The sequence below is a fragment of the Pseudomonas cedrina subsp. cedrina genome, from assembly GCF_001983175.1.
GTDB lineage: Bacteria > Pseudomonadota > Gammaproteobacteria > Pseudomonadales > Pseudomonadaceae > Aquipseudomonas > Aquipseudomonas cedrina.
Genome location: NZ_MNPW01000006.1, coordinates 1 through 11,548, shown reverse-complemented (window position 1 = coordinate 11,548; position 11,548 = coordinate 1). Strand labels below are relative to the sequence as shown.

At 62.6% G+C, this 11,548-nt stretch carries 12 protein-coding genes; 8 read left to right on the top strand and 4 right to left on the bottom strand.

The annotated features are described in order from the left end of the window. Nucleotide 1 precedes the first annotated feature (1 nt). The 4 genes from BLL36_RS13340 (at nucleotide 2) to BLL36_RS13325 (ending at nucleotide 4,565) form a co-directional block, all read left to right on the top strand. Nucleotides 2-1,714, top strand: a complete 1,713-nt coding sequence (locus BLL36_RS13340; protein WP_076951904.1) for a putative 2-aminoethylphosphonate ABC transporter permease subunit — start codon at nucleotides 2-4, stop codon at nucleotides 1,712-1,714. Between the two features lie 21 nt (nucleotides 1,715-1,735). Beyond that, a complete protein-coding gene (locus BLL36_RS13335; RefSeq protein WP_076951903.1) occupies nucleotides 1,736-2,758 on the top strand; it encodes a putative 2-aminoethylphosphonate ABC transporter substrate-binding protein in 1,023 nt (340 codons plus the stop codon). Between the two features lie 119 nt (nucleotides 2,759-2,877). After that, nucleotides 2,878-4,011 carry a TIGR03364 family FAD-dependent oxidoreductase gene (locus BLL36_RS13330; protein ID WP_076951902.1) on the top strand — a complete coding sequence of 378 codons (1,134 nt, stop codon included), beginning with the start codon at nucleotides 2,878-2,880 and terminating at the stop codon, nucleotides 4,009-4,011. Then, nucleotides 4,011-4,565 (top strand): phosphonate degradation HD-domain oxygenase, encoded by a 555-nt coding sequence (locus BLL36_RS13325; protein ID WP_076952261.1) that lies wholly within the window; start codon nucleotides 4,011-4,013, stop codon nucleotides 4,563-4,565. The genes BLL36_RS13330 and BLL36_RS13325 overlap by 1 nt, the downstream gene beginning before the upstream one ends. On the opposite strand, the gene BLL36_RS13320 is transcribed toward BLL36_RS13325, so the two are convergent. Both BLL36_RS13320 and BLL36_RS13315 read right to left on the bottom strand, forming a co-directional pair. Beyond that, the gene (locus BLL36_RS13320) at nucleotides 4,562-5,929 is read right to left on the bottom strand and encodes a DUF3482 domain-containing protein (protein ID WP_076951901.1); all 1,368 of its coding nucleotides are present in this window, start codon (nucleotides 5,927-5,929) and stop codon (nucleotides 4,562-4,564) included. The genes BLL36_RS13325 and BLL36_RS13320 overlap by 4 nt on opposite strands. Continuing rightward, nucleotides 5,922-7,301, bottom strand: a complete 1,380-nt coding sequence (locus tag BLL36_RS13315; protein WP_076951900.1) for a DUF2868 domain-containing protein — start codon at nucleotides 7,299-7,301, stop codon at nucleotides 5,922-5,924. Before BLL36_RS13315 ends, BLL36_RS13320 begins: the two co-directional genes overlap by 8 nt. A gap of 69 nt (nucleotides 7,302-7,370) precedes the next feature. Between BLL36_RS13315 and BLL36_RS13310 the strand changes: the two genes are divergently transcribed. The 3 genes from BLL36_RS13310 to BLL36_RS13300 all read left to right on the top strand — a co-directional run bounded on the left by BLL36_RS13310 (nucleotide 7,371) and on the right by BLL36_RS13300 (nucleotide 8,614). Then, nucleotides 7,371-7,883, top strand: a complete 513-nt coding sequence (locus BLL36_RS13310; RefSeq protein ID WP_076951899.1) for a dihydrofolate reductase — start codon at nucleotides 7,371-7,373, stop codon at nucleotides 7,881-7,883. 214 nt (nucleotides 7,884-8,097) lie between these two features. Next, a complete protein-coding gene (locus BLL36_RS13305; protein WP_003176725.1) occupies nucleotides 8,098-8,337 on the top strand; it encodes a type II toxin-antitoxin system RelB/DinJ family antitoxin in 240 nt (79 codons plus the stop codon). Next, nucleotides 8,327-8,614 (top strand): type II toxin-antitoxin system RelE family toxin, encoded by a 288-nt coding sequence (locus BLL36_RS13300; protein ID WP_076951898.1) that lies wholly within the window; start codon nucleotides 8,327-8,329, stop codon nucleotides 8,612-8,614. The genes BLL36_RS13305 and BLL36_RS13300 overlap by 11 nt, the downstream gene beginning before the upstream one ends. Nucleotides 8,615-8,645: 31 nt before the next feature. Here the strand turns inward: BLL36_RS13300 and BLL36_RS13295 are convergent, their stop codons facing one another. Beyond that, nucleotides 8,646-10,037 (bottom strand): L-cystine transporter, encoded by a 1,392-nt coding sequence (locus BLL36_RS13295; protein WP_076951897.1) that lies wholly within the window; start codon nucleotides 10,035-10,037, stop codon nucleotides 8,646-8,648. 241 nt (nucleotides 10,038-10,278) lie between these two features. Between BLL36_RS13295 and BLL36_RS13290 the strand changes: the two genes are divergently transcribed. Continuing rightward, nucleotides 10,279-11,337: an HAD family hydrolase gene (locus BLL36_RS13290; RefSeq protein WP_076951896.1), complete on the top strand. Its 1,059-nt coding sequence runs from the start codon at nucleotides 10,279-10,281 to the stop codon at nucleotides 11,335-11,337. A 117-nt stretch (nucleotides 11,338-11,454) separates the two neighbouring features. Here BLL36_RS13290 and BLL36_RS13285 read toward each other — a convergent pair. After that, on the bottom strand, nucleotides 11,455-11,548 hold a 94-nt coding region (locus BLL36_RS13285), incomplete at its 5' end, for an IS3 family transposase (RefSeq protein WP_130925931.1).

The following is an 11,548-nucleotide window of genomic DNA, read 5'->3' as shown; positions in this document are numbered from 1 at the left end:
GATGGCCGCTGTCATGACATTGCCCGCGCCACGGCAGGTGTCCCGTGCCGAGCTGGGTGATCGTATTTTCGTGGTCGGCGGCAAATGGCTGTGGCTGTGCCTGCTGGCGGTGGCGGTGTTGCTGCCATTGCTGGCGATCTTCTGGCGTGGTTTCAGCAGCGAAGCCGGGCAGGGCGGTGGCCTGGTCGCTGCGCAAGCATTGATCACCAGCGCCAACTTCCACTGGCTGTTGGGCAATAGCCTTAAAGTTTCCCTCAGCGTGGCGGCCATTGTCGTACCGCTGGCTTATCTGTTTGCCTACGCCCTGCAACGCACCTTGATTCCCGGCAAGGCGATCTGGCGCGGTCTGTCATTGCTGCCGCTGATGGCGCCGTCGATGCTGCCGGGCATTGCGTTGGTCTATCTGTTCGGCAACCAGGGCCTGCTGCGCGGATTACTCTCGGAGAATATCTACGGCTTCTGGGGCATTGTGCTGGGTGAGGTGATCTACACCTTCCCACATGCCTTGATGATTTTGCTGTCGGCGCTGTCCCTGGCGGATGCGCGCCTGTTTGACGCTGCCTCAAGCATGGGTGCCAGCCCGGCCCGGGCGTTTCGCAGCATCACGTGGCCGGCCACGCGCCAGGCGGTGTTCGCCGCGTTTTGCCTGGTGTTCACCCTGACCATCACCGACTTCGGCGTGCCTGTGGTGGTGGGTGGCGATTATCAGGTGCTGGCGCTGGAAGCCTACAAGGCGGTGGTCGGCCAGCAGCAGTTCGGTCGCGGCGCCCTGATCGGCATGGTGTTGCTGCTGCCGGCGCTGTTCAGCTTTGGTGTGGATGCCTGGCTGCGCCGTCGTCAGGGCGATTCCATGAGTGGCCGCGCCCAGGTGTTCCAACCGGCGCCATCCAGGTTGCGAGACGGTTGTTACCTGGTGATCGTGCTGCTGGTTTGCGCCGTGTTGCTGCTGGTGTTCGGCATGGCGGTGTATTCCTCGCTGGTGAAATTCTGGCCGTATAACTTGTCGCTGTCGCTCAAGCATTACCAGTTCGAGGACACGGCGGGCGGCGGCTGGTTGGCCTATCGCAACAGCCTGACCCTGGCGTTGTGCACGGCATTGATCGGCAGCGTGCTGATCTTCACCGGCGCCTACCTGATGGAGAAAACCAAGGGCCAGAAGGGCCTGAACCTGGCGCTGCGCATGCTCACTTTTGTGCCGATGGCAGTGCCGGGGCTGGTGCTTGGCCTGGGCTACGTGTTCTTTTTCAACCTCAGCGGCAACCCGCTGCATGTGTTCTACGGGACCATGACCCTGCTGGTGGTGTGCACCATTGCGCACTATTTGACCACCGCGCAGATGACCGCGACCACCGCATTGCGCCAGCTGGACGCCGAGTTCGAAGCCGCTGCGTTGTCCCTGAAAGCGCCGCTGTACCGCCACTATTTGCGCGTCACCGTGCCGATCTGCCTGCCGGCGCTGCTGGATATCCTGCGTTACCTGTTTGTGTCGGCGATGACCACCGTTTCCGCCGCGATTTTCCTCTACAGCCCCGACACCATCCTCGCGGCCGTCGCCGTCTTGAACATGGACGACGCCGGCAACGTGGGCGGCGCGGCGGCCATGTCCACCTTGATCCTGTTCACCTCAGCCAGCGTTTCGCTGCTGCTGGCGTGGGCCTCACGTGGCGCGCTGCGTCGCTCCCAAGCCTGGCGCCAGACGGCGCCCGGTCAATAAACATCCCGAAGGAGGTGCTCCATGTTCAAGCCCCTGGCGCTGGTCGCTGCCGTACTCACCGCATTCAGCCTGAATGCCTTCGCCAAGACCGAACTCACCGTGTACACGGCCCTTGAAGCCGAGCAACTGAAGACCTACAAAAAGGCCTTCGAACAGGCCAACCCGGATATCGAGATCAAATGGGTGCGCGACTCCACCGGCATTATTACCGCCAAGCTGCTGGCCGAAAAAGACCGCCCCCAGGCCGACGTAGTGTGGGGCCTGGCCGCCTCCAGCCTGGCGATCCTCGACCAGCAGGGCATGCTCGATAGCTACGCACCGAAGGACCTGGACAAGATCGGCAAAAACTACCGCGACGCCGCCAACCCGCCGGCCTGGGTCGGCATGGACGTATGGGCCGCGACCATCTGCTTCAACACCGTCGAAGCCGAAAAGCAGGGCCTGACCAAGCCCGTGAGCTGGCAAGACCTGACCAAGCCTGAGTACAAGGGCAAGATCGTCATGCCCAACCCGGCCTCGTCCGGCACCGGTTTCCTGGACGTCAGCGCCTGGCTGCAGACCTTTGGCGAAAAGCAGGGCTGGCAGTACATGGATGACCTGCACCAGAACATCGGCCAGTACGTTCACTCCGGCTCCAAACCGTGCAAGCTGGCGGCGTCGGGCGAGTTCCCGATCGGCATATCCTTCGAGTACCCGGCCGTGCAGTTGAAACGCCAGGGCGCGCCACTGGACATCATCCTGCCCAAGGAAGGCCTGGGTTGGGACATCGAAGCCACGGCCGTGATCAAGGGCACGGCCCACGCCGATGCCGCGAAAAAACTCGCCGACTTCTCCGCCAGCCCCGCCGCGATGGACCTGTACAAGGACAACTTTGCCGTCCTCGCCCAGCCGGGTATCGCCAAGCCGCAGACCGAATTGCCGGCTGACTATGAACAGCGTCTGATCAAGAACGACTTTGCCTGGGCCTCGAAGAACCGCGACAGCATTCTGGCTGAGTGGCGCAAGCGCTATGACGGTAAGTCGGAGAAGGTCGCCGGTCAGTAAATGCTCGGTTTGGGCTGATGGCCTCATCGCGGGCAAGCCCGGCTCCCACAGGGGAATGCATTCCAAAGGTGGGAGCTGGCTTGCCTGCGATGGCGGCCTCGAATTCAGGACACCACTTCATGACACACCACAGCGACTTGCTGATCATCGGCGCCGGCATCCTCGGCCTTTCCCATGCCTTCGCCGCCGCCAAACGCGGCCTCAAGGTCAAAGTCTTCGAACGCAGCGCCACACCGCTTGGCGCCTCGGTACGCAACTTCGGTCAGGCACTGGTGACCGGCCAACCACCGGGGCCGATGCTCGACTTGGCACGAGAAAGCCGTGGCATCTGGGGCCACTGGGCCCAGGCCGCGGGCCTGCAACTCAAGCGCAACGGTTCGTACCTGTTCGCCCGCACCGAAGCCGAAGAGCACTTACTCGAAGCTTTTTGCAGCGGTCGTGCGAAAGAACACGGCTACAACGTCGACCTGCTGCAAGGTCCGGCAATGAAGGCCCTGTACGGCGGCCAGTTCCGCCATCACCGCGCCGCGCTGCATGGCAAGGACGATCAGCAGCTGTATTCGCGCGAAGCGATCCCGGCGTTGATTAATTACCTGCGCACTGAGCTGAACGTCGAATTTCACTTCTCCACCTTGGTGCGCGACGTCGAACCAGGCCAGGTCCACAGCACGGCGGGAAGTTTTCGCGGCGAGCAGATCATCGTCTGCTCCGGCCACGACTATCAGACCCTGCTGGCCGAAGCGCTCGCCGAGCTCAACCCGAGTGTCTGCCGCCTGCAAATGCTGCGCGCGCGGCCGGCGGTGAACCTGAACCTGCAACACGCCTTGCTCACCGGCCTGAGTTGCGTGCATTACGGCGCTTTTGCCGACCTGCCGGAAGCGGCGCCGGTACAGGCGCAGATCCTGCGTGAGGCACCGCACCTGCAGGAACACGGCATTCACTTGTTGATCAGCCCGACGCCCCATGGCGAGCTGATCATCGGCGACTCCCATGATTACGGCCGCGATGCGTCGCCCTTCAACGCCGAGCAGGTCGATGACTGGATGATCGAACTGGCCGAGCAGACCCTCGGCTGCGCGGTTCAGGTGGTGGAGCGTTGGCAGGGTGTTTACGGCTCGCGCGGGCCGGGGCCGTTTTCGTTCCTGCGGGCAGCGCCCGGCGTGAGCGCGGCATTGATGCACACCGGCGTGGGCATGAGCGTGGGGCCCGCACTGGCCGAGCGAAATATCCGCGCTTTGTGGGGCCCGGCATGATGAGCCCGGAACAGGCGATTGCCGACGTCTTCGGCTTGTACGAGCGGCACGGCGCGGCGGATTACATCGGCGAGCCGGTGTCGCAACTCGAACACATGTCCCAGGCGGCGCAGTTGGCCATGGCCGAAGGCGTTGATGACGAAGTGATATTGGCGGCGTTTTTTCACGACATCGGGCATTTATGCGGGCAGGGCGGCGAAAACATGGGCGGTTACGGCGTGGTCAGCCATGAGCGCTTGGGCGCGGATTATTTGCGTCATGCAGGGTTCAGCGAACGCCTGGCCAGACTGGTGGAGTACCACGTGCTGGCCAAGCGCTACCTCACCTTCAGCCAGCCGGACTACTACGCTCGCCTGAGCGAAGCCAGCCGTCGCACACTGGCGTACCAAGGCGGGGTGATGAGTGCCGAAGAAGCCAAGGCCTTCGAGCAGGACCCGCTCTACGCGATCAGCCTGCGCCTGCGTCATTGGGACGAACAGGCCAAGCAAACGCACGTGCCTGTACTCGACCTTGAACTGCTCAAGGCCAAGGCTCGGCAAGTGCTGGCGGCTTAGGTTTCGTCCAGGCGCCGGGCCAGGGCTTCGACCTGTTCCTGACGCTCGGCCTGGCTCAGCTTGGCGTAGGGGTTGAGGGACGACCATTGCGGATGGGCGCGAGCTTTGTGCAAGGCGTCGGGCAATTTGCCTTCGCGCCAGGTCTTGTCCTGGGGCGTGTCGACCTTGATGCTGTGCATCGCCGCATGCCCGCGCAGATTCAGGGCCTTGAGCAACTGGCGTTGGCGCAGGGCCAGCAGGCGCAAAACGCTGTCGTCGACGGTCAGTTCGCGCTGGCCCTTGATCTTGCCCAGCAGGCGCCCGCCGTAGCTGCGCGCGGTTTGCAGCGCGCCACCGGCAATCGCGCCGGCCAGGGCAGCGGCGCCCAGTGTCAGCCCGCCGACCAGTAAATCCACCCCGGCACCTGCCGCCGCGCCTGCGGCGATTCCGCCACCGACGCGCACGCCGAGCTGCTTGAGGGTTTCGGGGTTGAACAGGTCATCGCCCCAGCGCCCGTCCAACAGCGGCAAGTCGCTGGCGGCGGCGTCCTGGGGGCGGAAGCCGAACAGCTTGAGCAGCGCTTCGACACACTTTTGTTCCCGTTGGCGCACGGCTTTGCGCAGCTCACCAATGGCTTGCGGTTCATCTTCGGTGACCACGCTGCGTCGGCAGGCGGCGCAGTCGATCAGCAGTTCCGCGATCAGCCGTGCAGCGCTTTGCTGACGGGCCTGGCGTTGCGCGTCCTGGTCAAGAATCAAGCGCTCCAATTGCGGTCGCGCGGTTTCCAGCAGCAGGGCCAGGCTTTCATACAGCCGCCGCTCGCCGTCTTCCGGCGGCGCCACGCTGTCGAAGCGCACCAGCGCATGCAGGCCCAGGCGGGCCAGGGCTTCGCGCCAGTCGGGCTCGCGGTGGTCGTTGCTGCTGACGAAGTTGAGCACCGGCAGCAACGGCTTGCCGCAGCTGGCCAGCACTTGCAGCTCATCGCGGTACTTGGCCAGCACTGGTTCGCGGGCGTCGATCACATACAGCCCCGCATCGGACGCCAGCAGTTGGCGCAGCACCTTGGCTTCCTGTTCGAAACGCTGGCGTGCTTCGCTGCCCTCGAGGAAGCGTGTCAGGCGAGCCGGGCCGTCGAGGCGTTCGCCGGGGCGGTCGAGGCGCTCCAGATAATCGAGCAGGGCGATGGCGTCTTCCAGGCCGGGCGTGTCGTACAGCTCCAATAAGGCTTCGCCCTCCACCGATAACCGCGCGCCTTCGACATGCCGCGTCGTGCTGGGGCGATGGGACACCTCGCCGAAGCCGACATCACGGGTCAGCGTGCGCAACAGCGAAGTCTTGCCCACATTGGTGTGGCCGACCACGGCGAGCTTCAGCGGTTTAGTCATGACCGGTCTCCAGCCAGTTCAGCGGCGCGCAATCGGCGAAGGGCAGTTCCAGTTGTTGCAGCGCGGCGTGCCAATCGCCCAGCCGCTCGGCGTCCAGCGCCTGGCCTGGCGGCGCTTGCAGCAGCCATACGCGGGTGGCGGTGGCGCTGCGCGCGAGTTCGGTGATCAGCGCCAGGCTGCCGCGATCCGGCGAGCGGCGCGGGTCGCAGGCGATGGCCAGGCGTGCGGGCGGAAAGCGCGTCAGTTGTTCCAGCAGTGTGTGGCGCGATTCGCGGCTGTCTAGGATGCCGGCGTTTTTTACGCCGGCGGGCAGTTTGGGTGGCCAGGTGTGCTGGTCGTCCAGTTCGATGGCGACCACCAGGGCGCCTTCGCTTTCCAGTTCGTTGACGCCACCGCTGACCTGATGCAGTTGTTGCGGCGCGGCATCGTTGACGCCCAGGCGTTCACTGCTCGGCATCAGGCGTTCGCGCAGTTGGCTGTAGCCGGGCAGGTTCAAGTCCAGGCGCAGGGCGGCGCGCCCGCGTTTCCAGCGCCACAGGCACAGCAGGGCGAGGATCAGGCGCGGCAGCAGGCCATACACCAGCAGCACGCCGACCAACCAGGCGGCCCAGGCCTGGCGCGCGCTCTCGATGTTCAGCGCGGAATCGCCGCTGGCGCGGATCATGTCGACGGTCGGCACGTTAAAGCCCAGCAACGCCGGCAGGGTGCCGAGCGCCTGGGTCACGGCAACGAAGGTATCGGCGCCAAGAATGGTGGTTTCCCACACGAAGCCGTAGCGGCGGGTGGCAAGCAACGTAAGAAGAATTACCATGGCGCTGAGCAGCGCCAGCAACCACAGGCTGTTGACCAGCACGCCCACGGCCCAGCGGTTGAGCTTCTGGCGCTGCAACAGCAGTAACAACGCCGGGGCCAATTGCGCGGCCTTGGCGTCACGCGCGAGTTTTTCGCTGAGCCACAGCCACAGGCGCCCGAGGCTGGCGCTGTGTTCGCCGGCAAACAGCAGGCCCAGGGCCCAACTGATCAACAAGAGCAGATTCAAACCGAGCAGGCTGCCCAAGGCCCAGAACACATTCACTGGCGTCAGGCCATTGCCCATCGCGGCAAAGGCCAGTCCGGCGCCGCTGATCACCGCGACGATCGCCAGCAGCACCAGCGCCAGGCGCGCGCCTTGCAGCCAGCGGGTGAGGGCGCCTGTCAGGCCGTCGCGCTCGGCCAGGTGCAGGGCGCGGTGCTGGATGCGCGTGGGCAAGTCGCCACCGGCCGCGCGGGCCAGGCGGTTGGCTTCCAGGTCTTCCAGGTTGCCTGCGTGTTCTTCGCGCAGGCGCACGGTTTCTGTCAGCCACAGTGTGTGCAGAGGAGTCAGTGCAGTCACGCGCCTTCCTGTTGAGTCAATGAGGTTGGAGCATAACCGCTGGGTCGTGGCTCTGGTATTCTCGTCGGCATGAAAAAAACTCTCCCTCTCAGCCTGATCGCAGCCCTCGGTGAAAACCGCGTGATCGGCGTCGACAACAGCATGCCCTGGCATTTGCCGGGGGATTTCAAATATTTCAAGGCCACCACGCTCGGCAAGCCGATCATCATGGGGCGCAAGACCTGGGATTCCCTGGGCCGACCGTTGCCGGGGCGCTTGAACCTGGTGGTCAGCCGTCAGACCGGCCTGGTGCTGGAAGGTGCGGAAGTTTTTCCGTCACTGGATGCCGCAGTGCAGCGCGCCGAGGCCTGGGCGCTGGAGCAGGGCGTGGACGAGCTGATGCTGATCGGCGGTGCGCAGCTATATGCGCAGGGGTTGGAACACGCGGATCGCCTGTATTTGACGCGGGTCGCGTTGAGCCCGGAAGGGGACGCGTGGTTTCCGGAGTTTGATCGGAGCCAGTGGAAGCTAGTGTCGAATGTCGAGAATGCGGCCGAAGGTGACAAGCCGGCATACAGCTTCGAAATGTGGGAAAAAATCTAACTTAAGATCGTCCCCACGCTCCGCGTGGGAACGCCTCTTGGGACGCTCCGCGTCCCGCTCTCAAGAGCGGACGCAGAGCGTCCAGGGCTGCATTACCACGCGGAGCGTGGGAACGATCATAAAAGGCCTGACTGGCACCCGATTAGTCAGGCTTGCAAAAGGAACCTTTATGCGCCACTGTAATGACCAATGTCTTTACAGTGAGGGCTGCCCAATGGCCTCTATCAACGTACGTATCGACGACGACCTTAAGGCTCGTGCTTATCACGAGCTGGAAAAACTCGGCGTCACTCCATCTGAATTAATGCGCCAAGCCTTGCAGTATGTGGCAGAGCGCGGCCAGTTACCGTTCAAGCCTGTCCTCATGACCGAAGACGATGAGGCATTGTTGGCAACAGTTCGGGAACGGCTGTCTGCGCCTCAGCGGGTGAAGGTCTCACTGGATGACCTATGAACTCGATTTCGATGCACGCGCTTTAAAGGAATGGCACAAACTCGGCGCTACCGTGCGCCAACAGTTTAAAAAGAAGCTGGCTCAGATTTTGATCAATCCACGTATTGAGGCCAGCCGCCTGCATGGTTTGCCCGATTGCTACAAGATCAAGCTTCGCAGCAGCGGTTATCGGTTGGTGTATCAAGTGATTGAGCAGGAGATCACGGTATTTGTCGTTGCTGTCGACAAGCGTGAGCGTGAAGAAGCTTACCGAAAGGCTGGCGATCGATTGAGCTAGCAGGGAGCAAAATCCCTGCTAGCCGATTTCGTTAAACCTGCGCCAACTCCGCATGCTCATCGGCATCCAGTAACGCTTTATCCGTCTGCCCCATGACCTGGCTGGTAATCGCCCCGGCCGTCATCGAGCCGTTGACGTTCAACGCCGTGCGGCCCATGTCGATCAGCGGTTCGACGGAAATCAGCAGCGCCACCAGCGACACCGGCAGGCCCATGGCCGGCAGTACGATCAGCGCGGCGAAGGTCGCTCCGCCGCCCACCCCGGCAACGCCGGCCGAACTCAGGGTCACTATCGCCACCAGGGTCGCGATCCACAGCGGGTCCAGCGGGTTGATGCCCACCGTCGGGGCGACCATCACTGCCAACATCGCAGGGTACAGACCGGCGCAGCCGTTCTGGCCAATCGTCGCGCCAAACGAGGCGGCAAACCCGGCGATGGATTGCGGGATGCCCAGGCGGCGGGTCTGCGCTTCGATGCTCAGCGGGATCGCCGCCGCGCTGGAGCGGCTGGTGAAGGCAAAGGTCAGCACCGGCCATACCTTGCGGAAAAAGCGCAGCGGGTTGATCCCGGCCAGGGACAGCAGCAGGCCGTGCACCATGAACATCAGGCCCAGGGCCAGGTAAGACACCACCACAAAACTGCCGAGCTTGATGATGTCCTGCAGGTTGGAACCGGCGACCACTTTGGTCATCAGCGCCAGCACACCGTAGGGCGTGAGCTTCATCACCAGGCGTACCAGGCGCATCACCCAAGCTTGCAAGGTGTCGATGGCGTTGAGCACTTTCTGGCCTTTTTCCACGTCATCCTTGAGCAGTTGCAGCGCGGCAACTCCCAGGAAGGCGGCGAAAATCACCACGCTGATGATCGAGGTCGGCTTCGCCCGCGCCAGGTCGGCGAACGGGTTGGCCGGCACGAACGACAGCAGCAGTTGCGGGACATTCAGGTTGGCCACCTTGCCGGCGTAATCGCTCTGGATCACTTGCAGGCGCGCCATTTCCTGGGTGCCGGCCACCAGGCCTTCGGCGGTAAGGCCGAACAGGTTGGTCAGGGCGATACCGACCAGCGCCGCGATGGCGGTGGTGAACAGCAACGTGCTGATGGTCAGGAAGCTGATCTTGCCCAGTGACGAGGCGTTATGCAGGCGCGCCACGGCGCTGAGGATCGAGGCGAACACCAGCGGGATAACGATCATCTGCAGCAATTGGACGTAGCCGTTACCCACGAGGTCGAACCAGCCGATGGAGGCTTTGAGCACCGGATGGCCGTCGCCGTAGATCGTGTGCAGAACCGCACCGAACACCACGCCAAGGACGAGGGCGAATAGCACCTTCTTGGCCAGGCTCCAGTTCGTGCGACGGGTTTGTGCCAGGCCCAGCAACAGGGCCACGAACACCAATAAGTTGAGAATCAGGGGCAGATTCATTGAAGCTCCGTTGAAAGGGCAGCCAATCGCGTGAGCCTGCGATTGCGAGCCGGGCAGCCTAACACTTTGAAATATATTGATTTAATATCAATGTGGAATGAAGACTGTCGTTTTTGGAATAAGCATTTGGCGCTCAGGCACATGCCGCTGGCGCGATCACGATGCAAGCGGTCGCGCTCGGGCGGTAACTGTCACAGGGATTTGTTAGCGTCGATGTCTTTCACTCAGGGAGACAACGCCTATGAAGCTCGCGCCGAAACTACTAGCCGCCGCACTTTGCCTGGGACTCGCCAGCCAGGCGTTCGCCGCCACCGAGTTGAAACACTGGCCCGCGCCTGCCGCCAAGCAACTGAACGAAATGATCGCCGCCAACGCCAACAAGGGTAATTTCGCGGTGTTCGACATGGACAACACCAGCTACCGCTACGACCTGGAAGAGTCGCTGTTGCCCTACATGGAAAACAAAGGCCTGATCACCCGCGACAGCCTTGACCCGTCGCTCAAGCTGATGCCGTTCAAAGACACCGCCGACCATAAGGAGAGCCTGTTCAGTTACTACTATCGCCTCTGCGAAGTGGACGACATGGTTTGCTACCCGTGGGTCGCCCAAGTGTTCTCGGGTTTCACCCTCAAGGAGCTCAAGGTGCAGGTCGATGAGCTGATGGCCTCCGGCAAGCCCGTGCCGGTCAGCTACTTCGAAGGCGACGTGGTGAAAAAGTCTGAGGTGCAACCGCCAAAAGTCTTCACCGGCCAGGCCGAGCTGTACAACAAGCTGATGGAAAACGGCATCGAGGTGTACGTGATGACCGCCGCTTCGGAAGAGCTGGTGCGCATGGTCGCCGCCGATCCGAAGTATGGCTACAACGTCAAGCCCCAGAACGTGATCGGCGTGACCACCTTGCTCAAGGACCGCAAAACCGGCGAGCTGACCACCGCACGCAAACAGATCACCGCCGGCACGTATGACGAGAAGGCCAACCTCGGCCTGGAACTCACGCCTTACCTGTGGACCCCGGCCACCTGGATGGCCGGCAAGCACGCGGCGATCCTGACCTACATCGACGAATGGAAAAAACCGGTACTGGTAGGCGGCGATACCCCGACCAGCGATGGTTATATGCTGTTCCATGATGTGGACGTGGCCAAGGGCGGCATCCACCTGTGGATCAACCGCAAGGACAAATACATGACGCAGCTTAACGGCATGATCGCCAAGCACGCGGCGGCGCAGGCCAAGGAAGGGCAGGCGGTGACGGCGGACAAGAACTGGGTGATCGTCAAGCCTGAGGACATTCAGTAACCACGGATGTACGCCGTTAAAATGTGGGAGCGGGCTTGCTCGCGAATGCTGAGTGTCAGTCACCATAGATATCGACTGACCCACTGAAGTGCGCCCCAAAAGTTGGACAGCTGTTGGTTAGGCTGCAGCGGATCGAGCTCTGTACTCTACAGGGCTCAGTCCGCCAAGCTTCACTTTGATTCGCGTATGGTTGTAGTAATGGATGTATTTA